The organism is Deinococcus koreensis, from assembly GCF_002901445.1.
In the GTDB taxonomy this organism is placed as follows: domain Bacteria; phylum Deinococcota; class Deinococci; order Deinococcales; family Deinococcaceae; genus Deinococcus; species Deinococcus koreensis.
In genome coordinates, this window is the sequence record NZ_PPPD01000001.1 from 1777696 (window position 1) to 1802375 (window position 24680).

Below are 24680 nucleotides of genomic sequence, written 5' to 3' on the forward strand. Positions count from 1 at the left end.
GCGATGTCCGCCTCCGGTGCTCCCGCCCCGCGGCGAACCACTCCGGGACGCGCGGCAGAGCTGGCGTTCCGGCGCTGATCTGTGCGCTGCGGTCAATCCCGCCGCACCCAGCCGCTCAGCGGCGCGTGGTCGCTCAGGCGGGCCTCCCGATCCACGCTCACCCCGCTCACCGCCACGCCCGAGGCCAGCAGGTAATCGATGCGCCAGCCCACGTTGTTCGCGTAGGCTCCGGCGCGGTTGCTCCACCACGTGTATTCGGCGGCCTCTCCCAGGTGCGCGCGGTGACAGTCCACCAGTCCGCCCTCCAGATGCATGCTCATCCACTCGCGCTCGTGGGGCAGGAAGCCGGAATTCTTCTGGTTGCTGCGCCAGTTCTTCAGGTCGATCTCCCGGTGCGCGATGTTGTAGTCGCCGCCCAGCACGGTGGGCAGGCCCTCGGCCAGCAGGCCGGAGACCCAGGTCTGGTAGTCGCCCAGCATCCGGTTCTTGAAGCCCTGGCGCTCCTCGCCCGAGCTGCCGCTGGGCAGGTACACGCTGACGAAGCGCACGCCCTCCACCACGGCGCTCAGCACGCGGCCCTCGGCGTCCATCTCCTCGTGGGGCATCCCGGCGCGCACGTCGGTGAGGCCCCGGCGCGAGAGGATCGCCACGCCGCTGTAGCCCGCCCTGTTCGCCGGAAACCAGGCGCTGTCGTAACCCAGGTGCGCCAGGGCCTCCGGGTGGGGATCAGCCCGCACTTCCTGCAGCAGCAGGACGTCGGGGGCCTCCCGCGCCACCCAGTCCACCAGCCCTTTTTTCAGGGCGCTGCGGATGCCGTTCACGTTCAGGGTCGTGACCTTCAGGGGAGATTGGGCCATGGGGAGTCGGGCCACACGAAGCTGGGCAGTCATGCCCGACGAGGATACCGGATGGAAGGCGGACGCCGGTTTCTTTTTGTACCGGGTCTCTTGTTCAAGACACGTTCAGCCAACTCAAAACCGTTTCCTGAGACGCAGGCGTAGGCTGGATGAACCATGATTGACATCAAGTTCCTCAACGAATCCGACGGTCAGGAGTTCCGCATGACCCATCCGAAGGCCGAGCGCGTTCTGAAGGACATCCAGCAGTGGGCGCAGGCCAACGATTTCGAGCAGGTCGCGTTCTGGCGCGATCCCGAGGACGAGCACAAGCTGTGGGTGCAGCTCGGCGACAACCGGCTCAACTACTGGATTCACGACTCGACCTTCACCGAGGGCAAGCACGAGACCGTGGAGATGCAGATGGACTATGCCCGTGGCGCCGCCCGCCGCAGCGCCGCCGGCTACGGCAAATTCGACAAATAAGGTCTGAACAGCACTGAGCGGCGAGGTTCCCCCCGCCGCTCAGGTCGTGTCCGGGCATCGGGAGGCCCTGGCTGGCCTCGCCGGCCCGGAGCGGTCTCTGTTCCCCAGGACAACCGGAGGCCGGGAGCGGGGCCCGTTTCAGCCCCCTGCTCCCGGCCCCCCGCGTTACCTACGCCCCCGGCGCTTCCATCCTGGTTTTCAGGAAGTTGGTCATCACGGCGCCGCGCTTGTAGAACGGGTTATCCATGATCTTCACGTACAGCGGGATGGTCGTTTTCGGCCCCTGGATCACGGTCTCTTCCAGGGCGCGTTTCATGCGGGCGATTGCCTTGTCGCGGCTGTCGTGCCACACGATCAGCTTGCCGATCAGGGAGTCGTAGTGGGGCGGAATCACGTAGCCGCTGTAGGTGTGCGTATCCACGCGCACGCCAGGGCCGCCCGCGAAATGCACGTCGTCGATCTTGCCGGCGGCCGGGCGGAAGTCCTTGTCCGGGTCTTCGGCGTTGATGCGGCACTCGATGGCGTGGCCCTTCAGGATCACGTCCTCCTGCTGCAGGCTCAGGCCTTGGCCGGCGGCGATCTCGATCTGCATCCTGACCAGATCGAGGCCCGAGATCATCTCGGACACGCAGTGCTCGACCTGGATGCGGGTGTTCATCTCCATGAAGTAGTAGTTGCCTTCGCGGTCGAGAATGAACTCCAGCGTGCCGGCGCCGGCGTAGTTGACGTGCCGGGCGAGGCGCACCCCTGCCGCCAGGATTTCCTGACGCAGCGACTCGGGCAGGGTGCTGGGCGCCTCCTCGATCAGCTTCTGGTTGCGCCGCTGGATCGAGCAGTCGCGCTCGCCGACGTGGATGACGTGGCCCTGGCCGTCGCCCATGACCTGCACCTCGACGTGGCGGAACTCCTCGAGGAATTTCTCCATGATGATCGCGGGGTCGCCGAAGTAGAGCCGCGCCTCCTCCTGCGCCTGCGCGAAGCCCTTGGCGAGTTCGTCCTGGGTGCGGATGACCTTCTGGCCGCGCCCGCCGCCGCCCGCGCTGGCCTTGAGCAGCACCGGATAGCCGATCTGCTTGGCCGCCAGCAGGGCCGCGTCGGTGTCGTCGAGCACGCCGGTGCCGGGCACCACGGGCACCTTGCTCAGCGCGGCGATCTCGCGCCCACCGGCCTTCGAGCCCAGGGCCCGCATACTCTCGGGCGTCGGCCCGATGAACTGGATACCGTGCTCGCGGCACATCTCGGCGAAATCCGGGTTCTCGGCCATGAAGCCGTAGCCCGGGTGGATCGCCTCGGCGCCGGTCATCAGCGCGGCCGAGAGGATGTTGGGGATGTTGAGGTACGACTGGTTACTGGCGGGCGGCCCCACGCACACGCTTTCGTCGGCCAGCAGCACGGGCAGGCTCTTCTCGTCGGCGGTGGAATACACCACGACCGTCTTGACGCCCATTTCCCGCGCGGTGCGGATCACGCGCAGGGCGATCTCGCCCCGGTTGGCGATCAGGATCTTCTTGAACATGCTTGCCTCCGGCAAGAGGCAGAGGGCAGAGAGCCGATGGCCAAAGACCGCTCAGGCCGAAGCCAAAGCGCTGTTTGCCATCTGCCATTCGCCGTCTGCCATCTGCATCCTCACTCGATGATGAACAGCGTCTGCCCGTATTCCACGGGCTCCGCGTTCTTGACCAGGATCTCGCGCACCGTGCCGCCCGTCTCGGCCTCGATCTCGTTCATCAGCTTCATGGCCTCGATGATGCACAGCACCTGTCCGGCGGCCACCGTGTCGCCCACCTTGACGTAGGCGGGGGCGTCCGGGCTGCTCGACGCGTAGAAGGTGCCGACGATGGGGGCCTTGACCGGGGTGCCGGGGGTGGGCACTTTGGGCGGCGTGATCGGGAGGTCGGTCGCCTGGGCGGCCTGGGGGGCGGCGTCTGACGCCGCGCCCACAGCCGGAGTGGGGGCGCCAGGGCCGGCCGGAGCGCTGGGCGCCGCCAGGGGCGCGGGGCCAGCGACCGGGGCCGGGCCGCTCGTGGCGCCGCTGGCCGCCTGTGGACCGCGCTTGAGGGACAGGTCGAAACTGCCGGTTCGCAGCGCGAATTCGCGCACGTCGGCGGCGCTGAGGGCATTGAGAATCTGTTTGAGGTCGTCCGGGTTCATGGCCCCTCCTTGGGTGGTGCGCTGTTGGCAACGGTACGGATCGGGTGTGCTGGTCTGGGTGTGCTGCGGGCTTCATGATGCCCTGCGCCGGGCCGGCCGGAGTGTCACCGCCCGCCTAACGCCCGTTTGTGTGAACCGAGTCTAACGTCCGGGAGGGAGGGGGAGGAGAAACGGCGGACGTGGGATCATGCGTCGCCTTCCGGAGTGGGGTCGGGCCTCCGCGCGAGGGAGCAGTGGTGCCCCGTGCTCGGGTTCCAGACCCTCCGCGCTGCTCAGGGTGGCCCGTCCGGGCGGGATGGGGAGCGCTTCCTGCCTCTCCCTGTCCGGTCTGCCCAGGGAGGTTTGCCCAGGAAGTGCGCCGCCCCCGGGTTCACGGAAGGCGGCGCAGAGCGTTTAGGTCGAGCGTTTGGGTTGGGGGGCCGGGTTCAGGCCCGGCTGAGGTACATGCCGGTGCGGGTGTCCACCTTGACCGAGGTGTCCTGCTCGACGAACAGCGGCACCTGCACGACCGCGCCCGTTTCCAGGGTGGCGGGCTTGGTGCCGCCCGACACGGTGTCGCCGCGCACGCCGGGGTCGGTCTGCACGATCTTCAGGATCACCTGGTTGGGCAGGGTGATGCTCAGGGCCTTGTCGCCGTACATGGCGACCTCGACCTCGGTGTTCTCCTTCATGTACTTGGCAGCGTCGCTCACCAGGCTGGGGCTCAGGTGCACCTGCTCGAAGGTGTCCATGTCCATGAACACGAAGTCGTCGCCGTCCTTGTAGAGGTACTGCATCTTCTTGCCCTCGACGTAGATGTCCTGCAGCTTTTCACCGGAGTTGAAGGTGCGGTCGACGATGGCGCCCGATTCCATGTTGCGGAACTTGGTGACCACCTTGGCGCCGCCGCGCCCCATCTTCAGGTGCGAGTAATCCAGGCACTCCCACAGTCCGCCGTCCATCTCCACTTTCGTGCCGTTACGCAGTTCAGTCACGCTGATCATGTTTGACTCCTTTGTCCGGGTCGGGGCGCTCGCCGCCGGGCTCGTCGCTGGAGCTCTCCGTCTGCGGGGAAGTCCAGTGCTGAAGAGCCGCGCTGGGGCGCCACACGACAACGCGCAGAAGTCTATCAGAGGGGAGAGAGGTCTTCCACCACTCCCCCAGGGTTTGCTATGATGCTGCGGTTGCACGTCCGCCCCCCGCCCCCAGAACCCTGTTTTCTGATGCGCGGCGAGAGCTGGCCGGCGAAGATCAAGGAGAACGCACATGGAACTGAACGCCAAACCCCGCAAGAGCCAGGAAAAGCTGGCCGAAGGCATGATCCCCGCCGTCGCCTACAACAAGGAAAAGAACGTCTCCTTCACGCTGGATCGCAAGGCCTTCGACCGCGCCTTCCGTACCCAGAGCACCACCGGCCTGTTCGACATCACGGTGGAAGGCGGCGAGACCTTCCCCGCGCTGGTCAAGGCCGTGCAGATGGACAAGCGCCGCCGCACCCCCATGCACGTGGATTTCTACATGGTCACCTACGGTGAGCCCATCGAGGTCTCCGTGCCGGTGCATACCAAGGGCAAGAGCCAGGGCGTCGTGCTGGGCGGCCTGCTGGACGTCGTGGTGCACAACCTCGCCATCGTGGCGCCGGGGCCGCGCCGCATTCCGCAGGAACTCGTGGTGGACGTGACCAAGCTGAGCATCGGCGACCACGTTACTGCCGGTCAGGTCAGCCTGCCCGAGGGCTGCAAGCTGGCCGTCGACGAAGACCTCGTGATCATTAGCGTCCTGCCGCCGCGCATGACCGCCGACGAGGCCGCCGCCGAAACGCAGGCCGCCCAGGTGGCCGGCATGGTCGCCTCCGGCGAGCTGTCCGAGGAAGCCGCCGAAGCCGTGCTGGAAGGCGACGCCTCCCTGGACGAGGTCAAGGCCGAAGCCGCCGCCGCTGCAGACGGCGAGGGCGAGACCAAGGAAGACTGAGCCTCTGCGCCCGGCGGGCCGGCTCCCACACTGGGAGCCGGCCCGCTTTCTAGCTTCCCCGCAGGCAGGCGGCGCGCTCCGATTGGGGACGCTTCGAGCACCCGCGCGCCCCCGCGATGAACGCGGGGATATCGCCACCGACCCGCGAGAGCAGCGCCTGGAAGTCCGGCACCATCGTCGCGTAGGCGGCCACCGCGCCCAGGGTGGCGTTGTTGACCCCACGTGCGAAGAAGCCGTCGTAGCCGGCGTAGCCGCCCCAGCTGGCCTTCAGACCCTCGTAGCGGGCGTTCAGGCCCGCCAGCACCTCGGCCTTGCGTGCCCGCAGCGTCTCGGGGGGCAGGGGCCGCCGTGCCTGGGTCTGCGAGTCCTGGGTCTGCGAATACAGCGCCTCCAGCTCCCGCCTCGCCCCCAGCAGCAGGGCCTCGAAGCCTGCCGAGCGCTCCTGCGCCAGCCTGTCCTGCTCCCGCAGTTCCGGGGTGCCGTGGGCGGCCAGCCAGCGGCGCATTCCCTCGTGCTCCAGGGCCGTGGCATACGACTCGTTAAACACCGTGTCGCCCGCCACGTACAGGCTGGGGTGCGAGAGTTCGTGGATCACCGTGCGGATCAGGGTGGGGTCGGGGTACGAGAGCATGGTCGAGAGTACGGGGTCGTTCAGGTATCCCAGCGTGGAATAGGCGCTGACCCCGCCCACGTTCACGTCCTGGCCCGCGTCGCGGCGCGTGCGGGCATAGGCCAGGGCGCCCTGCTCGCGGAAATAGCCCCGGTAGCCCACGCAGCCGGCCACCGGAAAGCAGGAGGTGTCCAGCGTGACGCTGAATTCGGGCGCCGAAAAGACGTTCCAGACGACGAAGGGCCGCCCCACGTCCACGTATTTCAGGAAGGCGCCGTGATCGGGCAGGCCCAGGCCGCCCTGAGCGGCCGGGCGCACGGCGAACGCCCGCACCTCGCGCACCAGCTCCAGCTTGCGGCGGGTCTCGGGGGGCGTGGTGGGGTCGGCCAGCACGGCGCCCAGGGGCCGGGCGCGGCGCAACAGGTCGAGCTGCCCCCCCGCCGCCTGCGCCAGATAGCGCACGTCGCCGCAGGCACTCAGGGCGGCGGCCAGGGCCAGCACCGCCAGACCGATCCATCCCCGTGTGCGCCGCGTCATGGGGGCACTCTACCCAGCCGTGGGGGGGCAGACCGTGGGCCGTATCCCCCCGTCCAGCGACCCGGCCCCCCGGCGCGCCGCCCGGCCGCCAGAGAGCGGCGCCATGCGTGGCAGCAGGCCAGCCCCGCGGGGGGGCTGGCCTGGCTTGTGCCGGTCTGAGGTGCCTCTCTCAACTGCCGGTCTCGGAGGCCGGGTCTCAGGGAGTGCTGGGGGGCGGGGGCGTCGGGGCCGGATCCGTGGGGGGCGTCGGCGCCGGGTCACTGGGCGGGGTCGGGGCGGGATCGGACGGCGGGGTGGGCGCCGGATCCGTCGGGGGCGTAGGGGCCGGGTCGGTGGGCGGCGTGGGTGCAGGATCGGCCGGCGCGGGATCCGCTGGCGCCGGGTCTGCCGGGGCCGGCTCGGTGGGAGCGGTCTCGGTCGGCGGCGTGGGCACCGTGATGGTCGGCTCGGTAGAGGGCGTCGCGGGGGCGGCCTCCGGTGAGGTGCCCGGAGTGCTCGCGGTGGCCTCCAGGTCACGGGCCACGGCCACGATGGTCAGGCCCATCGACTCGCTGACGCGCACCTCGACGCTCTCGCCCTCCTTCTCCAGCTTGGCGCTGGTGGCGTCCGACTCGGACACCGTGAAGCCGTCGCCCTTCATGCTCTCCACGGTGCGTTCCAGAGCGTCCTCGACCGTTCCGGCGTAGATCAGGGCCTCGCCCAGCACGGTGGGCACGGTCTTGAGCACCTGCTCGCCTTCCAGTTCGGGCAGTTCGGCCGTGGTGGCGGTCAGGCTGGGCGCGGCTGTGGTGGAGTCCGTGCTGGGGGTGGTCGTCGGGGCCGGATCGGTCGTCGGGGCCGGCTCGGTGGTCGGAGCCGGATCGGCGGGCGCCGGTTCAGTCGGGGCTGGGTCAGTCGGAGCTGGATCAGTCGGCGCGGGATCGGTGGGTGGGGTGGGGGCCGGGTCGCTCGGGGGCGTCGGCGCCGGATCAGTGGGCGGCGTCGGCGGGGCGGGCGGGGTCTGCTGCGCCGAGGGGAGGCCCAGGCTGGGCGGGTCGGCCGTCTGGGCCAGACCGGTCTGGGTCAGGGCAACACCGCCCAGCAGGGCGCTGAGGGTCAGGGTGCGGAGTGAGCGGGTGGTGCGGGAAGTCAGGGTACGATTCATCATCGTCCTCCGGGGAAACTCGGCACTGAACTGAACGCGGGGGCTGAACGCACGAAGCTGAACAGAGCCCAGGCCGGTCGGGGCAGATGCGCTGGGGCATCCACCGGCGGGAAAAACTTCAGAGCACCCCACGGGGCCACTCACGGCCTCCCCAGATGCGGGGAGCGGGACGGGCCAGGATCAAGCGCTACGCTTCTGGCCGACCTGTTCCCACCTTAGGAAGCCCAGCTGAACCTCAGGCGTGGAGACGCTGAGCGCCGCCTCCACGCTGTTCCCAGCCAAGGCGCAGGAAGCGTTCACGCAGTTCAGCTCCAGGCCACCGGGGCTTCATGTTGAGCCCGCGTGCGCCGCTGCCGGGGGGCCGCCGGGCCTCCGCCGTTAACACGCCCGCCCGCCCGCAGGATGAGCCAGAGGATAAGTTCGGGCCCTGACCCGCCGGCCCCTCCTGGCGCGCCCCGAGTCTGACGCCCGTCTGACCCATCCCACATCGGCCTCACGGAGCGGGCCACGGCGGGCGCCCGGTCTCATGGGCGGCCCCGCGACCCCCTCAGCCCTGAGGTTCCCGCTCCAGCACGCGCTCGATGCGCCGATCCGGGATCAGCCAGACCAGGGCCACGGCGACCAGCATGGCGCCGGAAACCCAGCTTCCCCAGGCCCCCAGGAAGGGCGCGACGATCGCGACGGCGTACCCGACCATCGACAGGTACCCCTTCCGGAAGTCGCCCAGCAGGTCGCTCAGCACGGCGTTCCCGCTGTCCGAGCGCAGGAGGGCCCGGATGAAGAGGGTGTAGGCCAGGCCCGCGAGCATCGCCACCACGCCGTAGGCCGTCAGGGGCTCCGGCGCGAAGCGGGATTCGCCGGCCCAGCCCGACACGAAGGGCAGCAGCGAGAGCCAGAACAGCAGATGCAGGTTGGCCCACAGGACGCTGCCGTTGACCCGGCGAACCGTGTGCAGCACGTGGTGGTGGTTGTTCCAGTAGATGCCGACGTAGATGAAACTGATCAGGTAGCTCAGGAACTTGGGCCACAGCGCGCTCAGGTCGGCCCAGCCGTGGCCCTCCGGCACCCGCAGTTCCAGCACCATGATCGTGATGATGATCGCCAGCACTCCGTCACTGAACGCCTCCAGCCGCGACTTCTTCATCCCGCGCCTCCCTTGGTCTGCGGCCTCCAGCATACGGGGGGCGGCCGGGAGGGCGCAGGGCGCTACCCGGTGAAGTCGTCCCAGACCAGGGCCGGGGCCGTGGGGCTTCCCGCCGGCTCGGGACTGCGGCACAGCTCGTCCAGCGCGGCCACCAGCTCTGCCGAGCGCTGGGCGAAGGTGGTCAGCAGCCGGCGCTGGGCCTTCAGCCGTTCTCCGGCCTGGACATGGGCCAGCACCGCGCCGGCCTCCGTGTGGAACGCCTGGTGTGCCTGGCCCAGCGCCGCGAAGGCGGGCCGCTCGCCGGAGGACTGCCGGCCGGCGCCGGCCAGCCACTGGCCCAGCGCGCACCCCTCCGGCGAGGACACCGTGCCCACGTCCAGCGGCTCCCGGCTCTCGCCCTGGATGGTGTCGCGCAGCCGCCGGTGCCAGGCGCCGTGGGCCAGCACCTCGGCCTCGACGTCCAGCCCGGCCAACCGGCCAGGCCCCCGCCCGATCCCGCCACGATCCCCGAGTGCCGCCCTGCCAGAACGAGTGAACATGGCCCGACGCTAGCGCCGGATATCGTGCACGGCCCTGACAGGGCTGGGGACGCCTGTGAAATCGGTCATGTGAAGTCCGTCCTGCGACCGGCTGCCAGGCCTCTCAAGCCGGTGTCCGAACGACGGCACCGGACGCTCTTTGCCCGATGCCTCCATTCGGACACCTTCCCGGTGGAGTTCGCTCCGCCCGGTTATACCGGACGGCTCTTGACGTCCAGTGCCTTAAAGGAAGGCGTCCACCTCGACCACGAAGCCGCCCGGCGCGTCGAAGTAGAAGGTGACCCGGCCGTGCTCCTCGCGCGGCGTCTGCGGGTTGAAGCCGCCCCCACTCAGGCGGGCGTGGATGGCGTGCACCTCCTCCACGGTCTGCTGCATGAAGCCGATGTGGAAGGTCTTGGGATACTGAACCTCTCTGGCCCGGAACATGGAGAGGAGGAAGCCGTCCTCGCCGCGCAGGAAGGCCATGTGCTCGTTGACCGGCATGTCCGAGCGCTGGAGCCCGAAGTAGGTCTCGAACATCGCCACGCAGGCGGGCACATCGGTCACGCTGAGGTTCAGGTGGTTGAGTTTCACGCCTCCGGTGATATCCCGGAACGGGCCGCGCAGAGTGCGGGCTGGCACGCAAACGGGAGACGAGGCCTACGCGCAGGCGCCCGGCTTTTCTGTATGCCCCCGTACACCCCGGCGCCGTCTGAGAGGAGCTCAAGGTGGGCTGTGTCCGCGCTCAAGGCCCACCGAAGGCTGGCTCAAGACGCTGCCCCTCTACCTTCACCGGGCCGGACGGAAGCCGACACGCCTGGGGGAGAGGCTGTGGGCAGCAGGCAGCCGCACCGCGCCGCCTCAACTTTCGCTTTTCCGGAGGAATCCCATGCTGAACCGTACCCTGAGTCTCGCCGCCCTGCTCCTTCTCACCCCCGCTACCCTGGCCGGCGGCGCCGACATGATGGCCATGGCCCCCGGCCTGTCGACCGCCCAGACCACCAACAACGCCGACGTCCTGTTCATGGAGGTCGCCACCATGAGCAACCTCGCCGAGATCGCCACCTCGCGTCAGGCGCTGGCCAGGAGCAGCAACGCCGCCGTGCGCGCCTACGCCCAGAAGATGATCGACGAGCACATCAGGGCGCAGGCCGAGCTGAGCGCCACCGCCGCCCGGAAGGGCGTCCGGCTGACCGACAAGCCCGGCGCCGACCAGCGCCTGCAGGGCGACAAGCTGGCCACCCTGACCGGCGCCGCCTTCGACGCCGAATACCAGAAGGTGCAGGTCGCCGGACACCAGATGACCCTCGACCTGATCAAGACCTACCGCTCCATCGGCAAGGATCAGGCGGCCCTGGCCTACGCCGCCAAGATCCAGCCCAGCGTGGAGATGCACCTCATGGACGCCAAGGCGCTGCCCGGCTCGTAAGCCTCATCGGAAAGGGCCACCCAGATCACGGGTGGCCCTCTTTTCTGCCAGTTGCTTAGACCGCGCCGACCTTCTTGGCGATGATTCCTTCGATGTACTTCACGACGCTGGCGAGCGGCACGCGGCCCAGCACGTCTTCCAGGAAGGCGGTCACGAGCATCTTCTCGGCGATCTCGCGGCTGATCCCGCGCGAGCGCAGGAAGAACAGGGCTTCCTGATCGACCGGGCTGGTCGTGCTGCCGTGGCTGCAGCGCACGTCGTTGGCGTTGATCTCCAGCTGCGGCACCGAGAAGTTGCGGGCCTCGCTGGACAGCATCAGCGTGCGGTGCTTCTGGTAGGCGTCGGTCTTCTGCGCGTGCAGATCGACCTTGATCATGCCGGAGAACACGCCCACGCTCTGGCCGTCGTTCACGCCCTTGTACAGCAGGTCGCTGTGGGCGTGCGGGGCGGCATGGTGCTGCAGCGTGTAGTGGTCGAAGTGCTGGTTCTCGTTAGCGAAGTACAGCGCCAGCATCTCCGAGTCGCTGCCCTGGCCGCGCAGGTACGACTGCATCTCGGTGCGACTCAGCGTGGCGCCCATCGTGACCACCAGGGAATTCAGCGTGGCGTCGCGGCCCACGTCGCCGCGCTGGCGCTGGATGTGGGTCACGCCCTCGCCCCAGTTCTGGATCGACACGTAGCGCACGCGGGCGCCGTCCTGCACCACCAGTTCCACCGCGCCGATGGCGTAGGTGCCGGGCAGGGCCTCACTGTCCTGCTCGTCGATGAAGGTGACCTGCGAGTTCGCCTCGGCCACCACCAGCGTGCGGGTGGCGGTGTAGGTGCCGGCCTCGCTCATCACGCGGAACGACCCCAGCGGCAGTTCCACGGTCACGCCGCGCGGCACGTACACGAAGGCGCCGTTCGTCCACAGGGCCGCCGCCAGCGCGGAGAACTTGCCCTCGCTGGGGTCGGGGCTCTTGCTGGGCGTGGTGCCGGGCGCGGCAATCGTCGTGTCGTCGGGCACCTCGGCGGGCACCACCGAGTAGAGGTACTGCTGCACCTTGTCGGCGTGCTGCTCCACCGCCGTCTTCAGGTCGGTGAAGATCACGCCCTGCTCCTTCAGCTCGGCGGGCAGCTCGGTGCGGTACACCACGTCGGGGCCGTCCAGCACCAGGAAGGCGCCGACGTCGGTGCCGGTCAGGCGTTCCTGCACGCTGGGGGGCAGCGCCGACACATCGGTCACCACGTCGCGCTTGCCGTGCGGGCGCAGGGCGGCGAAGTCCACATCGACCTGCGTGTATTTCCAGGCCTCGACCTGTTCGGTGGGCAGGGTCAGGGTGTTGAAAAGTTCCAGCCCTTCGCGGCGTTTGGCGGTCAGCCAGTCGGGGCCGCTGTGGGCGGCGAGTTGATCATTGAATTGGGTCATGGGGCCTCCAGTGGGGCTGAGTTCGGTCGTCTGTTCGGATCTGGGTACGTCGCACGGCTAATTGCTCCGCCACTCTGCGGCGGACACGGCTGGCTCCATGGAGTTCCAAGCGACCTGATTCCAGGGGCTGTCCGCGTTCTGTGGGTCGAGGAGACGGACATGAGCGGTCTGGAACGCCGCGGATCGTCCCTTCGCCCACCAGTCCCGGCCGTGCAGGAAGGCCTCACCCATCTCGCCCCAGGACGAATAGGTGGCCCTGAGGCTTCTGGCCGCCTGGATCATGGAGGCCCATGCCTGCGCTTCCGTCAGGTAGCCGGCGCCGTACAGGATGCGAGACAGGTTGATGACGCGCACCAGATCCCAGGCCGTCCCCTCTCGCCCGGTCTCGCTCAGGATGGTGCCTCGGTGGCCCTCGCTCACCAGCCAGTCCAGGGCGGGAACGGCGTGATCGGCCCCCTCGATCCCCCACATCTCCTGAACACTTTCGCGCTCTGCCTTCACATCGAAGCCCGCAATGGGGATCAGCCGGTCGTGGTACCCCTCGTTCAGCTCGGTATAGAGGGCCGTGGCGGCGAGCGCCCAGCGCTGGTCAGGGCTGAGGGCTTCTGCTCTCTTCTCGCGTCTGGAAAAAGGCCAGATGGGCATGGTGTCAGCCGACCTGCCAGACGCCCGCACAGCGGACAAACGGTGGGCCATCTCGGCTGACACCACACAGGGTGGTGGCCCTGTGGAAGCTGGGCAGAGGAGATTCGGAGGGTGGGGTCACAGGTGCTCCAGGGAAGGGGCGAGGATGGACGGTTCTACCTCGATCTTGGAGCTTCTGCCTCCAAGAGAGTGGGCCTTAAGATGTCCTCAGTTCCGCCATACCGGAGGCCTGCTCATTCGCAGTCGAGATTGGAATGACTCCGTAGGCCTGCACAGTTCGGGCAGTCAACTGAGGAAATCTCCAGCCGCTCAGCCGACGCTGCCTTCCATTTCCAGCTCGATCAGCCGGTTCAGCTCCACGGCGTATTCCAGCGGGAGTTCCTTGGCGATGGGCTCGATGAAGCCGCGCACGATCAGGCCGGCGGCCTCGTCCTCGCTGAGCCCCCGGCTCTGAAGGTAGAGGATCTGGTCGTCGTTGATCTTGGAAACGGTCGCCTCGTGACCTACGCGGGCGTCCTTTTCCTCGATCTCGATGTAGGGGTAGGTATCGGTGCGCGCCTCGTCGTCGAGCAGCAGGGCGTCGCACTCCACGTTGGTCTTGGAACCCTTGGCCCCTTCGTAGATCTTGACCAGACCCCGGTAGGAGGAGCGGCCCGAATCCTTGGAGATGCTCTTGGACACGATGGTGCCCGAGGTATTGGGCGCGAAGTGCACGATCTTGGCGCCGGCGTCCTGGTGCTGGCCGCGCCCGGCCATCGCGATGGACAGCACTTCACCACGGGCGCCCTCTTCCAGCAGGTAGCAGGCGGGGTACTTCATGGTGACCTTGGAGCCCAGGTTGCCGTCGACCCATTCCATCACGCCGTTGCCGTAGACGGCAGCGCGCTGCGTGACCAGGTTGTAGACGTTGTGGCTCCAGTTCTGGATGGTGGAGTAGCGGAAGCGCGCGCCCTCCTTGACCACGATCTCGATCACGCCGGAGTGGAAGGAGTCGCTGGAGTACGCGGGGGCGGTGCAGCCCTCGATGTAGTGGGCCTGCGCGCCCTCGTCGATGATGATCAGCGTGCGCTCGAACTGGCCGCTGCTTTCGGCGTTGATACGGAAGTACGTCTGCAGGGGGATGTCCACCTTGACGCCCTTGGGCACGTAGACGAAGGAGCCACCGCTCCACACGGCCGAGTTGATGGCCGCGAACTTGTTGTCCTCGGGGGGCACGATGGTGGCGAAGTGCTCGCGGAACAGCTCCGGGTACTCCTTGAGGCCGTCCTCGATGCTCAGGAAGACCACGCCCAGCTTCTCCCACTCCTCTTTCAGGTTGTGGTACACCATCTCGGACTCGTACTGGGCGCCCACGCCGGCCAGGGCGGCGCGCTCGGCCTCGGGGATGCCCAGCCGCTCGAAGGTCTTCTTCACGTCGTCCGGCACGTCGTCCCATGAGCGGGCGTTCATGCCCTCGGGCTTGATGTAGTAGTAGATCTCGTCGAGGTTCAGGCCCGAGAGGTCGGCGCCCCAGGTGGGCATGGGCTTGCTCAGGAAGATGTCCAGCGCCTTGAGGCGGAAGTCGAGCATCCACTGCGGCTCGTCCTTGGCCTTGGAGATCATCTCGACCACGTCGCGGCGAAGGCCCTTGGGGGCCTTGATGGCGTAGCGTTCGGGGTTGCTCCAGCCGTATTCGTACCCGGCGTTGATCTCGTTCACTTCGGGATTGATGGTCATGTGGTGCTCCTTGGGGGGATGCGGAAGGCGAAAGGCAGAAGGCAGATGGCTGAACACACGGCTGTGGCAGGCGCTGAAGCGGGTCTGGCCTTCTGCCATCGGCCATCAGCCTTCCGCATCTTCAGGCGGTCGCCAGTTCCTTCACCCAGTCGTAGCCCTGGGTGTCCAGCTTCTTGGCCAGCTCGGCGCCGCCGCTCTGCACGACCCTACCGTCCACGATGATGTGCACCTTGTCGGGCACGATGTAGTCCAGGAGTCTCTGGTAGTGGGTGATGATCAGGCCGCCCAGATCCTTGCCGCGCATGGAGTTCACGCCCTTGGCGACGATCTTCAGGGCGTCGACATCCAGGCCCGAGTCGGTCTCGTCCATGATGATGTACGTGGGGTCGAGCATCAGCATCTGCAGGATCTCGTTGCGCTTCTTCTCGCCGCCCGAGAAGCCGGCGTTCAGGTAGCGCTCGACGATGCTCTCGTCCCACTCCAGGGTCTTCAGGGCGCCCTGCAGCTTGCCGTAAAACTCGGTGAAGGAGACCTCCTCGCCCTCGGCCTTGCGGGCCTGCATGGCGAGGCGCAGGAAGTTGGCGATGGTCACGCCGGGGATCTCGACCGGGTACTGGAAGGCCAGGAACAGGCCCAGGCGGGCGCGCTCGTCGGGCTCCATCTCCAGGATGTTCACGCCGTCGACCAGCACCTCACCCTGGGTGACGGTGTACTCGGGATCGCCGACAATCACCTTGGCAAGCGTGCTCTTGCCGTTGCCGTTCGGCCCCATGACGGCGTGCAGTTCGCCGCGGGGCACGGTCAGGTTGATCCCCTTGAGGATCTCGGTGTCCCCGACGGTGGCGTGCAGGTTACGGATTTCGAGCTGGTGGGGCTGGTCGGTCATGGGTCTCCTTGGGGCACGTCTGGGAACGACGTCTGGCGTGGGTTGTTAGGAATCATTCCTACTTACCCGCCCATTTTAGCGACTCCGGGGCTTAAAGTCGAGTGCTTTGGTATGGATTGAGAAGAGGTGATCACCGGGGCCGGGGGCGGCAGTGTGGACACGCCCAGAGGATCAGGTGCGCTGGAGGAGTGCCGCCTCGGCCTCCAGTTCCGCGAGCCAGGGCTCCTCAATGCCGGGCGCGGCCAGCGCGTCGTCCAGGCCCTGGCGGGCCTCCCGGATGGCGGCCAGCGCTTCAGGCGCATTGCCCTCGGCGAGCAGCACGGCCGCCCGGGCCCGGTGGCGGGTCACGCTGGGCAGGAAAGCGCTGCGCGGCAGGGCGTCGAGGGTCTGCCGCGCTGCCGCCACGTGGCCAAGCCGGGCCTCCAGATACGCCTGCTCGGCCAGGAATCCGGCCTGAACCATCGGGGGCAGGGGCGCCACCAGGGCCTGCACCTCGCGGGTCAGGCGTTCGGCCTGTGCGGGGTCGCCACGGTCGAGGGCGGCGAGGGCCGCGTACTGCCGGGCCGCCGCGTCGTAGCTGGGCGTGCCCTGGGGCTGCTGGGCGGCGTCCAGCAGTTCTGCCGGCCAGTCCCGCGGGCGGCTCTCGCGCGACAGGGGCACCAGCGCCAGCACCGCCGCCTCGCGCAGCGCCGTGGGCGAACCGGGCCACAGCCGGCGCAGCCTCGCGCCGTCGGTGAGCAGCCCGCCCGAGGCCAGCGGCACCAGTGAGAGCAGATTCAGCCCGCCCCCCAGCAGCGCCGTGACGGCCGCGACCGTTTCCGGCCCGCCGGGCGGCAGGATCACGGCCAGCCACCAGCACAGGGCGGTGAACCCCAGCCCCAGCAGCGGGCCGCCCAGCACCATCTGGCGGTAGCGGGTCACCAGTTCGGGCAACGCCATCCCCGGCGGCGCCACCAGATACGCGAAGCCCAGCGCCGGAGAGGGACGCCAGCGCAGGCCCCGGCCCGTCCGACGGCCCTGCTGGTCGCCCGGCTGATAGCCCGGCTGATAACTCAGAGGCCCCACCGCCAGCAGGCTGACCCGCAGGCCGCCCAGAACCCCCAGCAGCACGTGGCCCAGCTCATGCACCAGGATCTGCACGATCAGCCCCAGCAGCAGTCCCGCCGTCAGGGCGCCGCCGCTGGACGGAGCGGGCAGCAAGGTGGCCAGTGTCCAGCCCAGCGCAGCCCCCAGCAGCCCGAACAGCGCGGTCGCGCCCAGACGCTTCAGGCGGGAGGTTCTTCGGGCCGTTCCTGGGGTCATGGGCCGATCCTAGATCAGTCCTGTGCGCGAAGGGTCAGCCGGCAGCGCGCGGGGCGACGGTCATGGGCCGCCCTCCGCGCCCCTGCACGCGCTCCACACCTTCCCTTCACTTGCCGTCAGGAACCCCGTGCTAAATGTGACCGGGTGAATACCTTCGATCTACTCCGCAACGCCGGGCCGCTGCTCTGGGTACTCCTGCTGTTGTCGGTGTATGTCGTCTACCTGATCGCCGTCCGGACGCAGGTGCTCTCCCGGCTGGGCCGCGACTCCAGCACCCTGATCGAGCGGGCGCGGGCCATCACAGCCGAAAGCGGGCCTGCCGCCGCGCTGGCCGAGGTCGACCGGGCCGCCCACCCCGCGCCCGCGATGAACGTCCTGCGGGCCGGGCTGTCGCGCGCCGACCGGGGCCCGGACGCCGCCGCCAGCGCCATGCAGGGCGCCCTGCTGGTCGAGGAAGACCGCCTGTACGCCGGGCTGAGCACGCTGGGCACCGCCGCGCAGGTGGCCCCGCTGCTGGGCCTGCTGGGCACGGTGATCGGCATGGTGCGCTCCTTCCTGGTCTTCAGCCAGACCAGCAGCCCCACGCCCGATCAGCTCGCCACCGGCATCAGCGAGGCGCTGGTCAACACGGCGGGCGGCCTGATCGTGGCGATCATCGCCTACGTGGCGCGCGGCGCCCTGCGGGCCCGCGCCGACCGGCTCGCCACCCAGGCCGAGCGCGTGCGTGAGGAACTGCCCGGCTGGCTGATCCGCCCGGCCGTGGGGGCCGCCGTGCCTGCCATCGCCAGCGCCCCGGCGGCCATGCCCGAGGTCGCCCTGAGCTTCGACGGGGCCGCCCCCGTCGCCGGAGTGCGCCGGTGAGACGCCGCGCCCGGGGCGGCGACGCCGTGACCTTCGACTTCGCGCCCATGGTGGACGTGGTGCTGCTGCTGCTGATCTTCTTCTTCCTGACCAGCAGTCTGGCGCCGCGCGACCGCGCCCTGCCGCTGAGCCTGCCTGGCTCCAGCACGTCGGTGCAGGAGACCTCCTCCCTGCCGGTGGTCAGTCTGGACACCGAGGGGAAGGTGTACCTGAACGGTGAGGCGACCACCCTGGCCCGGCTGGCGGGGCAGCTGCGGCCCCTGCTGGACGCCTCGAACAAGGCGGTCGGCCTGCGCGCCGACGAGCGCGGCCAGTACGGCGCCGTGATGAAGGTGATGGACGAGATCCGCCGGGCCGGCGGCGAGAAGCTGGCCCTGGCCACGCGGGCCACGCCATGACCCGGCCCGCCCGCTCCGAGCCGCCCCTCAGGGAGGAGCGATGAGGGGTAGACCATGACCACCCTGCCCCGGCCCCCGGATCGCTCGCGGTCGCCCGGGCCGTCCCGGCCCAACCCCCGGCCCCCCAGCGGGGAAGACCGCGAGCGGCGGCGCGCGGCCCTGACGACCGTGGCCCTGCACGTGGCGCTGCTGTCGGGGCTGCTGCTGGTGCGGCCCGGTACCGTTCCCCAGGTTCCGGAGGAGACCCCGCTGGAGATCGTGAAGCTGGCGCCCACGCCGCCTTCGCCCGACGCCCGGACTCCAGCCCAGCCCCCCGAGTTCGTGATCCCGCCGCCCAAGGAATTCACCCCGGAGCCCGTCCCGGAGGTGTCCCTGCCCCCGGAGCCCCAGCCGGAGGTCACGCCGCCCGACCCGGAGCCGCCCGCTCCGCCAGAGGCCCCCACTCCTCCGGAGAGCAGAGTCACGCCTGAGGTGAAGGTGCCGACACCGTCCCGGCCGGCGGCCCAGTCGTCCGTAGCTCAGTCGTCCGCAGCCCAGTCGCCCACAGCAGCAGCCCCACAGGCGGCGGCCGGGCCCCGGGCGGCGCGCTCGACCCCGGCTTCCCCGGCGCCCGCGGCGCCGTCTCCCGCTGCGCCCCAGGCCACTGCGCCCTCCACCCGGCCCCAGGCCAGCCGCTCCGGAGCCCGGCCGCTCCAGCCCCCGACTCCGGCCCCGGCGGCCCCGGCCCGCACCCCCCCGGCGCGTGCCGTCCCCACACCTGCTCCGGCTCCGGCTGCCACCGCTCCAGTCCGCACCGCTCCAGTTCGCAGCGCCCCGGCCCCGGCCGCCCGCGCCCCCGTGCCCACGGAGCTGCCGCCGCAGAGCGCGCCGCGTCCCCAGCAGGGTCAGGTCGAGGCGGCCGCGCCGGAGCCCCGGCCGGTCAGCCCGGTTCGCGCGGCGCCCGCCCCCGCTCCGGCGCCCACCCGCCGCCCGGTCACCGACGCCCCGGCCGTGACCGCCGACCCCGCCCCGGCCCGGCCCTCTGCCAGCGCGGCGCGGGCTGAGGCGGCCCCAGCTGAGGCCGCCCAGACGGCAGCCACACAGCCCAGTGAGCCGGTGGCGCCCGCCCCGGCCCGCGCCCCGACCCTGCCGGCCACGGCCGAGGCTCCGGCCCGCCCACGCGTGACGCCCGCGCCGGCGACCCGGCCAGCCCCGGAGCCCACCCCTCAACCGGCTGCCCAACCGGCCGCCCCACCGGCTCCAGAGCCCAGCACGGCGCCCGTCGCTCCGGCGGGCCGTGGGCGGAGCGCTTCCGCGACCCCGGCCCCGCCCGCGCCCACCACCGCGCCCACCACGGGAACGGCCCCGGCGGCCACCTCGCCCGCGGCGCCGGCCCCGGCGAGAACGGCTCCGGCCACGGCCCCGGCCACGGCCCCGGCCGCGCAGGCCCCGCCCGCTGCCGCCCCCGCCGCCCCCGCGCGGGGCACCCCGTCCGGCAGCCCCGCGTCCAGCGGCTCGCCGGCCCCCGCCGAGCCCGCCCCGGCGGCCCCCCGGGCGACCCCCGGAGGCGCGTCCGGTTCCGCTCCTGCCGGCTCCGGGTCGCCCGCGGCGAGCGCGCCCACCAGCGGCGCTGGAGGCGGCTCGGCCGCCGCCGGGCCCGGCGGCTCCGGAACCACCCCTGAAGGCCCGGCTGGAGGCTCGACCGGAACGCCACCGGGAGGTGGCCCCGGCGGGGAGGGCGCGGGCGGCAGCGCCGGCACCGGGGGCGGCAACGCGGGAGCGGGCACGGCTGGCCCCGGCGGTGCGGGGCCGGGCGGCGCGGGCGTCTCGGCCCGGGGGGGCGGCGCCGGCGGAACAGGTGGCGGTTCCGAAGACCGGCCCCTGAACTGCACGGTGGTCATTGATGTCCGGGGCCTGGGCAATTTCCAGCGCGACATGACCAGCCTCGTCTACGACCAGGGGGGCGCCCAGCTCTGGCCGGACGCCGCGCTGGTGAAGGGGGTCAGCAACGACCTCGTGCAGGCGGGAAACCTGCACACCTACATCACGGGCGAGGGCCAGATCTCCAGCTTCAAGAACGTGACCCGCCTGAAGGCCAGCCGGATCCAGCCCAACCGCCTCGCCCCGAACTCGGGCGTCTTGACCGACGTCACGCTCTCGGCCGCCGCTACCAGCCAGTTCCGCTCGGCGGGGAAGGCCTGCCGCGTGGTGTACCTCAAGGACTAGCCCGGCCGGTCTGATCCACACCTGCTTCCCTCTCCTCCCTACTCCTTCTCCCGAGGTTCGACATGCGTACACCTGCCCTGCTGTTCCTGACCCTGCTGTGCTCCGGCCCCGCCCTGGCGTGGGTGCCGAGCCTGGAAGAGACCACCGCCCGCAACGTGATCGACGGGGCGTATGGCCGCCGCGATCCGCTGCCGACCTTCCAGACCATCGACCTGAGCGTGAGGGGCGGCGCCTTCGTGGCCGGCAAGGACGCCGTGCGGGCCTTCGACGGGGGCGAGCGCTGCGTGGCCGACTGGCTGGCCGCCCCACAGGACTTCAGCCGGGGAAGCCGGCCGGTCGCCGTGACGGTCAGCGGGCAGGCCGATCAGCTGTACTTCCAGGCGCAGGAGGCCCGCGACACCTTCAGGAGCCTGAGCGTGACCGACGCGCTGGGCGCCGATCTGAAGGGCAAGCGGCTCGCCGACGGCGAACTGCGGGTGGATGTGGCGGTGCGCGGCCTGCCCAGCGAGAAGGCGCGCGGCGCCTACCTCGTGCGGATGAAGGGCGCCGACGGCAAGCTCATCGCGCCGGTTCGCAGCTCCTATGTGAACGACTGGAAGCCGGTGGCCCTGCCGACGGCGGCCCAGGGCGGCGCTTCGGCGCCCGCCAGCACCGCTTCCACGGCCGCTCCCGCCAGCCCGCCCCCGGTCACTCCGGCCGCGACCGGCACCGCCACGACCACACCGGCCAGCCCCCCGTCGGCCAGCACCGCGTCCGGCACGGCGGCCCCCGCGCAGGGCCCGCTGGAGGGGACGCTCGTGTACTACTTCGAGCCGCTCAAGGCGGGCATCGGCGCCAGTGACAAGCCCGAACTGCTGCTGCGAACCGAGGCGGAGACCCCCTGCGCCTACAGCGTGCCGCTCGACCTGAGCAGCTTCCAGTAGAGGTTCACACCGCAGAGCCGCCGACCTGAGACCGGGTCGGCGGCCTTACCGTGGGCCTGTCTGACTCTGGCCTGTCCGGGCGTGCCATTGCTTGAGTTTCGATGAAGGGCAGCGTGATCGACCTCCAGGCCCCCGGTGGTACAACGGACTTCAGTGCCCGGAGGCGCGGTTCATGGCTCACGAGGACGTGCCCCAGGTGGCCACCCAGGGAAGCACCATCAGTCTCCCCATCACGGCGGTGCAGAGTGCACTGGACGCGCTGGGTGACATCCTGGCGGTGGTCGACCCCCAGGGGCAGATCGTGGCGGTCAACCAGGCGTGGCGTAGCTTCACGGCCGAAAACGGCGGCGACGAGCAGACCGGGGGCCTGGGCACCAACTACCTGCGGGCCTGCGAGGGTCTGGGCGACCTCCCGGCCGACGAGGGGCCGACGGTGGCCCTGGGCCTGCGGAGGGTGCTGGCCGGCGCGCAGCCGGATTTCGAGATGGAGTACCCCTGCCACAGCCCCACCCAGGAGCGCTGGTTCAAGGTGCATGTCAACCCCTTTCCGCACGGGGGCGAGCGCTACGCCGTGATCCTGCACGAGGACATCACCGAGCGCCGGCACACCGAGATCCGCCAGTCCGACCTGGATTCGGAGGTCGCCCAGAAGGTGCACAGCCGCACCCTGGAGCTGCGGACGGAACGCGACGAACTCAACGCCTTCATCGGCTCGGTATCGCACGACCTGAGGACGCCGGTGCGGCATGTCCGCAGCTTCCTGGAACTGTTCCAGCGCAACGCCCGAGACCGTCTGAGCGCCGACGATCAGCGCCTGCTGGACGTGATCGGGGGCGCGGCCGGGCGGCTCGACAGCATGATCGAGGAGCTGCTGGGGCTGGCCCGCGTGTCCCAGAGCAGCATGACGTTGCAGCCGGTCAATCTGGCCCAGGTCGTGCTGCGCGCCTGGACACACATGGCGCCCGAGACCCAGGGGCGCGAGATCGAGTGGGTGGCCCACGACCTGCCAGTGGTGCACGGCGATCCCGACCTCCTCCGGCTGGCCTTCGAGAACCTGCTGAATAACGCCATCAAATACACCTCGGGGCGCGAGCAGGCCCGGATCGAGGTCGGGGCGCGCAACGACCCCCATGAGTGGGTGGTCTTCGTGCAGGACGACGGCGTGGGCTTCGACCCGCGCCACACCGGCCGCCTGTTCGGCACTTTCCAGCGCCTGCACAGCGAGCGCGAGTTCGCCGGGGTCGGCATGGGGCTGGCGAATGTCAAACGAATCGTCGAGCGGCACGGCGGGCGCGTCTGGGCCGAGGGCCGGCCGGGCAGCGGGGCCACCTTTTTCCTGGCATTCCCGCGCCCGGCGGCGGAGAGTCGCCCCGCCGACACGGCCCTGTTCTGACCGCCGCCTCCAGATGCCCTCCCCTAGAATGGAACCGTGCCCGCCTTTCCCCTTCTGGCCGTGGATATCGGCAACACCAGCACGGTGCTGGGCCTCGCAGACGAGACGCTGAACCTCACGCACACCTGGCGGGTTCGCACCAACCGCGACGTCCTGCCCGACGACCTGGCGCTGCAGATGCACGGGCTGTTCGCGCTGGCCGGGGCCGCCATGCCGCGTTCGGCGATCCTCAGCTCGGTGGCGCCGCCGGTGGGCGAGAACTACCAGCTCGCGCTGCGCCGCCACTTCAGCATCGAGGCCTTCAGCGTGGCTGCCGGCAACCTGCCCGACGTCTCGGTGGAACTCGACCAGCCCGACGCGGTGGGGGCCGACCGCCTGTGCAACCTGTTCGGCGCCGAGCGCTACATGAGCCACCACGAGTACGCGGTGGTGGTGGATTTCGGTACCTCCACGAACTTCGACGTGATCGGCCGGGGCCGGCGCTTTCTGGGCGGCGTGCTCGCCACGGGCGCCCAGGTCAGCGCCGACGCGCTGTTCTCGCGGGCGGCCAAGCTGCCGCGCATCACGCTCAGCGCGCCGCAGAGTGCCATCGGGAAGAACACCGTGCACGCCCTGCAATCCGGGCTGGTGTACGGCTACGCCGAGATGGTGGACGGCCTGCTGCGCCGCATCAGGGCCGAGCTGCCGGGGCCCGCGGTGTCGGTCGCCACGGGCGGTTTCTCGCGCACCATCGAGGGCATCTGCCGCGAGATCGACCACTACGACGAGACGCTGACCCTGCGCGGGCTGGTGGAGCTGTGGGCGAGCCGCTGAGCGCCGCTGCCTGCGCCCCGTGCTCCCTGGGCCGTCATGCTCCGGCGTCCAACCGGGGTGAAGAATGAAGCATGACCACCATGCGAACGCTGGACGTAACCGGACTCACCTCCCTGCTGACCGGACGGGCCTGGCCGGCTGAGCCGCGCGTGGTGGTCAGCGGCAATCTGGCCGTGCCCTGGACGCTCCTCGCGGCGCTGGACAGCGCCCTGCCCCGCTACCGGCTGCACGCGCTGAACGCGCCCGCCGGCCTGCCCCGCCGCGAGGGCGTGAGCTACGAGACCACCTTCGTGGGCCCCGGCATGCGTCACGAGGCGCGGCTGAGCTACGTGCCCGCGCGACTGTCGCTGGTGCCGCTGCTGCTGGGGGGCGCGCTGGTGCCCGACCTCGTGCTGGTGCAGACCTCGGCGCCGCGCCAGGGCCGGCTCTCGCTGGGGATCGAGGTCAACGTCCTGCCGGCGGCCATCAAGGCCTGCCGGGCGCGGGGCGGGCTGGTGCTCGCCCAGGCCAACGCGCAGATGCCCTACACCTTCGGCGACGGCGAGTACGATGCCGGCGTCTTCGACGGCGTGCTGGAGGTCGACGAGCCGCTGCCCGACGTGGCTGCGCGCCCCGGAGCAGCGTCCGGCGCCGACGCGGCCGCGCAGATCGGCGCGCTGGTGGCCGCCCGCGTGCCCGACGGCGCGACCCTGCAGCTGGGCATCGGCGAGGTGTCCGACGCGACCCTGCCGGGGCTGGCGCAGCGGCGGCGGCTGGCCCTCTGGTCGGAGATGTTCAGCGACGGCGTGCTGCGCCTGGAAGAGGCGGGCGCCCTCGATCCGGCGCGGCCCATCATCTCGTCGTTCGCCTTCGGTTCCCAGGAACTGTACGCCTGGATGAACGCCAATCCGCGGATCGTCATGCGCCGCACCGAGGTCACGAACTCACCCAGCGAGATCTCGCGCCAGCCACTGATGACCTCCATCAACACCGCGCTGCAGGTCGACCTCTTCGCCCAGGCGAACGCCTCGCGGATCGGGGCGCGCATCCATTCGGGCTTCGGCGGCCAGACCGACTTCATCGTGGGCGCCCTGCACGCGCCGGGCGGGCAGGCCCTGATGGCGCTGCGCTCCTGGCACCCCAGGGCACAGGTGAGCACCATCGTCCCAGCCTGATGGAGCCCACCACCTCGTTCCAGCCGACCGCCGTGGTCACCGAACAGGGCGTGGCGGAGCTGCTGGGGGCCGACGAGAAGCGGCAGGCGGCGGCGCTGATCGAGCAGGCGGCCCACCCGGACGCCCGCGAGCCCCTATGGCGGGAGGCTCGCCGCATGGGCCTGACCTGAG

25 protein-coding genes are annotated in these 24680 nt (G+C 70.3%); 11 read left to right on the forward strand and 14 right to left on the reverse strand.

The window, feature by feature from the left end:
• Nucleotides 1–92: 92 nt before the first annotated feature.
• Nucleotides 93–890 (reverse strand): exodeoxyribonuclease III, encoded by a 798-nt coding sequence (locus CVO96_RS08420; protein ID WP_103311847.1) that lies wholly within the window; start codon nt 888–890, stop codon nt 93–95.
• Nucleotides 891–1013: 123 nt separating this feature from the next.
• Between CVO96_RS08420 and CVO96_RS08425 the strand changes: the two genes are divergently transcribed.
• Complete coding sequence (locus CVO96_RS08425) at nt 1014–1322, forward strand: hypothetical protein (protein WP_103311848.1); 309 nt, start codon at nt 1014–1016, stop codon at nt 1320–1322.
• Between the two features lie 169 nt (nt 1323–1491).
• Here the strand turns inward: CVO96_RS08425 and accC are convergent, their stop codons facing one another.
• From accC to efp, 3 genes are all read right to left on the reverse strand, one after another.
• Nucleotides 1492–2838: an acetyl-CoA carboxylase biotin carboxylase subunit gene (accC, locus tag CVO96_RS08430; RefSeq protein WP_103311849.1), complete on the reverse strand. Its 1347-nt coding sequence runs from the start codon at nt 2836–2838 to the stop codon at nt 1492–1494.
• A gap of 110 nt (nt 2839–2948) precedes the next feature.
• Nucleotides 2949–3473 carry an acetyl-CoA carboxylase biotin carboxyl carrier protein gene (accB, locus tag CVO96_RS08435; RefSeq protein WP_103311850.1) on the reverse strand — a complete coding sequence of 175 codons (525 nt, stop codon included), beginning with the start codon at nt 3471–3473 and terminating at the stop codon, nt 2949–2951.
• A 425-nt stretch (nt 3474–3898) separates the two neighbouring features.
• Nucleotides 3899–4456, reverse strand: coding sequence for an elongation factor P (gene efp, locus CVO96_RS08440; protein WP_103311851.1), 558 nt, complete (start codon nt 4454–4456; stop codon nt 3899–3901).
• 262 nt (nt 4457–4718) lie between these two features.
• Between efp and CVO96_RS08445 the strand changes: the two genes are divergently transcribed.
• The gene (locus tag CVO96_RS08445; protein ID WP_103311852.1) at nt 4719–5423 is read left to right on the forward strand and encodes a 50S ribosomal protein L25/general stress protein Ctc; all 705 of its coding nucleotides are present in this window, start codon (nt 4719–4721) and stop codon (nt 5421–5423) included.
• A gap of 49 nt (nt 5424–5472) precedes the next feature.
• On the opposite strand, the gene CVO96_RS08450 is transcribed toward CVO96_RS08445, so the two are convergent.
• The 5 genes from CVO96_RS08450 to CVO96_RS08470 form a co-directional block, all read right to left on the reverse strand.
• Nucleotides 5473–6570, reverse strand: a complete 1098-nt coding sequence (locus tag CVO96_RS08450) for an aminopeptidase (protein WP_103311853.1) — start codon at nt 6568–6570, stop codon at nt 5473–5475.
• A gap of 196 nt (nt 6571–6766) precedes the next feature.
• Entirely contained in the window at nt 6767–7714 is a 948-nt protein-coding gene (locus CVO96_RS08455) for a hypothetical protein (RefSeq protein WP_133161768.1), read from the reverse strand.
• Nucleotides 7715–8261: 547 nt separating this feature from the next.
• Nucleotides 8262–8858 (reverse strand): TMEM175 family protein, encoded by a 597-nt coding sequence (locus CVO96_RS08460; protein ID WP_103311855.1) that lies wholly within the window; start codon nt 8856–8858, stop codon nt 8262–8264.
• A gap of 62 nt (nt 8859–8920) precedes the next feature.
• Nucleotides 8921–9397 carry a CZB domain-containing protein gene (locus tag CVO96_RS08465; RefSeq protein WP_103311856.1) on the reverse strand — a complete coding sequence of 159 codons (477 nt, stop codon included), beginning with the start codon at nt 9395–9397 and terminating at the stop codon, nt 8921–8923.
• Nucleotides 9398–9619: 222 nt separating this feature from the next.
• Nucleotides 9620–9970, reverse strand: a complete 351-nt coding sequence (locus CVO96_RS08470) for a VOC family protein (RefSeq protein WP_103311857.1) — start codon at nt 9968–9970, stop codon at nt 9620–9622.
• 295 nt (nt 9971–10265) lie between these two features.
• On the opposite strand from CVO96_RS08470, the gene CVO96_RS08475 reads away from it, so the two are divergent.
• Nucleotides 10266–10805 (forward strand): DUF4142 domain-containing protein, encoded by a 540-nt coding sequence (locus CVO96_RS08475; RefSeq protein ID WP_103311858.1) that lies wholly within the window; start codon nt 10266–10268, stop codon nt 10803–10805.
• A gap of 55 nt (nt 10806–10860) precedes the next feature.
• Here the strand turns inward: CVO96_RS08475 and sufD are convergent, their stop codons facing one another.
• The 5 genes from sufD to CVO96_RS08500 form a co-directional block, all read right to left on the reverse strand.
• Complete coding sequence (sufD, locus tag CVO96_RS08480; RefSeq protein WP_103311859.1) at nt 10861–12213, reverse strand: Fe-S cluster assembly protein SufD; 1353 nt, start codon at nt 12211–12213, stop codon at nt 10861–10863.
• Between the two features lie 57 nt (nt 12214–12270).
• Nucleotides 12271–12858: a DUF1266 domain-containing protein gene (locus tag CVO96_RS08485; RefSeq protein WP_165795247.1), complete on the reverse strand. Its 588-nt coding sequence runs from the start codon at nt 12856–12858 to the stop codon at nt 12271–12273.
• Nucleotides 12859–13167: 309 nt separating this feature from the next.
• On the reverse strand, nt 13168–14574 hold the full coding sequence (sufB, locus tag CVO96_RS08490) for a Fe-S cluster assembly protein SufB (RefSeq protein WP_103311861.1): 1407 nt from the start codon (nt 14572–14574) through the stop codon (nt 13168–13170).
• Between the two features lie 121 nt (nt 14575–14695).
• Complete coding sequence (gene sufC / locus CVO96_RS08495; protein WP_103311862.1) at nt 14696–15460, reverse strand: Fe-S cluster assembly ATPase SufC; 765 nt, start codon at nt 15458–15460, stop codon at nt 14696–14698.
• Between the two features lie 171 nt (nt 15461–15631).
• Nucleotides 15632–16762, reverse strand: a complete 1131-nt coding sequence (locus tag CVO96_RS08500; RefSeq protein WP_103311863.1) for a hypothetical protein — start codon at nt 16760–16762, stop codon at nt 15632–15634.
• 144 nt (nt 16763–16906) lie between these two features.
• Here CVO96_RS08500 and CVO96_RS08505 point away from each other — a divergent pair, with 144 nt between their 5' ends.
• The 8 genes from CVO96_RS08505 (at nt 16907) to CVO96_RS21595 (ending at nt 24679) form a co-directional block, all read left to right on the forward strand.
• Nucleotides 16907–17623, forward strand: coding sequence for a MotA/TolQ/ExbB proton channel family protein (locus tag CVO96_RS08505; protein ID WP_103311864.1), 717 nt, complete (start codon nt 16907–16909; stop codon nt 17621–17623).
• Complete coding sequence (locus CVO96_RS08510; protein ID WP_103311865.1) at nt 17620–18021, forward strand: ExbD/TolR family protein; 402 nt, start codon at nt 17620–17622, stop codon at nt 18019–18021. The genes CVO96_RS08505 and CVO96_RS08510 overlap by 4 nt, the downstream gene beginning before the upstream one ends.
• A gap of 54 nt (nt 18022–18075) precedes the next feature.
• Nucleotides 18076–20226 carry a hypothetical protein gene (locus tag CVO96_RS21585; protein WP_207795291.1) on the forward strand — a complete coding sequence of 717 codons (2151 nt, stop codon included), beginning with the start codon at nt 18076–18078 and terminating at the stop codon, nt 20224–20226.
• 62 nt (nt 20227–20288) lie between these two features.
• Nucleotides 20289–21149: a hypothetical protein gene (locus CVO96_RS08535; RefSeq protein WP_103311868.1), complete on the forward strand. Its 861-nt coding sequence runs from the start codon at nt 20289–20291 to the stop codon at nt 21147–21149.
• 172 nt (nt 21150–21321) lie between these two features.
• On the forward strand, nt 21322–22542 hold the full coding sequence (locus CVO96_RS08540; protein WP_103311869.1) for a sensor histidine kinase: 1221 nt from the start codon (nt 21322–21324) through the stop codon (nt 22540–22542).
• Nucleotides 22543–22578: 36 nt separating this feature from the next.
• Nucleotides 22579–23355: a type III pantothenate kinase gene (locus CVO96_RS08545; protein WP_103311870.1), complete on the forward strand. Its 777-nt coding sequence runs from the start codon at nt 22579–22581 to the stop codon at nt 23353–23355.
• Between the two features lie 71 nt (nt 23356–23426).
• On the forward strand, nt 23427–24509 hold the full coding sequence (locus CVO96_RS21590) for an acetyl-CoA hydrolase/transferase C-terminal domain-containing protein (RefSeq protein ID WP_207795292.1): 1083 nt from the start codon (nt 23427–23429) through the stop codon (nt 24507–24509).
• A complete protein-coding gene (locus CVO96_RS21595) occupies nt 24509–24679 on the forward strand; it encodes an acetyl-CoA hydrolase/transferase C-terminal domain-containing protein (RefSeq protein WP_207795293.1) in 171 nt (56 codons plus the stop codon). The genes CVO96_RS21590 and CVO96_RS21595 overlap by 1 nt, the downstream gene beginning before the upstream one ends.
• Nucleotide 24680: the final 1 nt, after the last annotated feature.

Excerpts from the sequence above, each read along its gene's own strand:
- CVO96_RS08420 (WP_103311847.1), bottom strand. The coding sequence starts at position 890 with ATGACTGCCCAGCTTCGTGTGGCCCGACTCCCCATGGCCCAATCTCCC.
- CVO96_RS08425 (WP_103311848.1), top strand. The coding sequence starts at position 1,014 with ATGATTGACATCAAGTTCCTCAACGAATCCGACGGTCAGGAGTTCCGC.
- accC (WP_103311849.1), bottom strand. The coding sequence starts at position 2,838 with ATGTTCAAGAAGATCCTGATCGCCAACCGGGGCGAGATCGCCCTGCGC.
- accB (WP_103311850.1), bottom strand. The coding sequence starts at position 3,473 with ATGAACCCGGACGACCTCAAACAGATTCTCAATGCCCTCAGCGCCGCC.
- efp (WP_103311851.1), bottom strand. The coding sequence starts at position 4,456 with ATGATCAGCGTGACTGAACTGCGTAACGGCACGAAAGTGGAGATGGAC.
- CVO96_RS08445 (WP_103311852.1), top strand. The coding sequence starts at position 4,719 with ATGGAACTGAACGCCAAACCCCGCAAGAGCCAGGAAAAGCTGGCCGAA.
- CVO96_RS08450 (WP_103311853.1), bottom strand. The coding sequence starts at position 6,570 with ATGACGCGGCGCACACGGGGATGGATCGGTCTGGCGGTGCTGGCCCTG.
- CVO96_RS08455 (WP_133161768.1), bottom strand. The coding sequence starts at position 7,714 with ATGAATCGTACCCTGACTTCCCGCACCACCCGCTCACTCCGCACCCTG.
- CVO96_RS08460 (WP_103311855.1), bottom strand. The coding sequence starts at position 8,858 with ATGAAGAAGTCGCGGCTGGAGGCGTTCAGTGACGGAGTGCTGGCGATC.
- CVO96_RS08465 (WP_103311856.1), bottom strand. The coding sequence starts at position 9,397 with ATGTTCACTCGTTCTGGCAGGGCGGCACTCGGGGATCGTGGCGGGATC.
- CVO96_RS08475 (WP_103311858.1), top strand. The coding sequence starts at position 10,266 with ATGCTGAACCGTACCCTGAGTCTCGCCGCCCTGCTCCTTCTCACCCCC.
- sufD (WP_103311859.1), bottom strand. The coding sequence starts at position 12,213 with ATGACCCAATTCAATGATCAACTCGCCGCCCACAGCGGCCCCGACTGG.
- CVO96_RS08485 (WP_165795247.1), bottom strand. The coding sequence starts at position 12,858 with ATGCCCATCTGGCCTTTTTCCAGACGCGAGAAGAGAGCAGAAGCCCTC.
- sufB (WP_103311861.1), bottom strand. The coding sequence starts at position 14,574 with ATGACCATCAATCCCGAAGTGAACGAGATCAACGCCGGGTACGAATAC.
- sufC (WP_103311862.1), bottom strand. The coding sequence starts at position 15,460 with ATGACCGACCAGCCCCACCAGCTCGAAATCCGTAACCTGCACGCCACC.
- CVO96_RS08500 (WP_103311863.1), bottom strand. The coding sequence starts at position 16,762 with ATGACCCCAGGAACGGCCCGAAGAACCTCCCGCCTGAAGCGTCTGGGC.
- CVO96_RS21585 (WP_207795291.1), top strand. The coding sequence starts at position 18,076 with ATGACCACCCTGCCCCGGCCCCCGGATCGCTCGCGGTCGCCCGGGCCG.
- CVO96_RS08535 (WP_103311868.1), top strand. The coding sequence starts at position 20,289 with ATGCGTACACCTGCCCTGCTGTTCCTGACCCTGCTGTGCTCCGGCCCC.
- CVO96_RS08540 (WP_103311869.1), top strand. The coding sequence starts at position 21,322 with ATGGCTCACGAGGACGTGCCCCAGGTGGCCACCCAGGGAAGCACCATC.
- CVO96_RS21590 (WP_207795292.1), top strand. The coding sequence starts at position 23,427 with ATGACCACCATGCGAACGCTGGACGTAACCGGACTCACCTCCCTGCTG.
- CVO96_RS21595 (WP_207795293.1), top strand. The coding sequence starts at position 24,509 with ATGGAGCCCACCACCTCGTTCCAGCCGACCGCCGTGGTCACCGAACAG.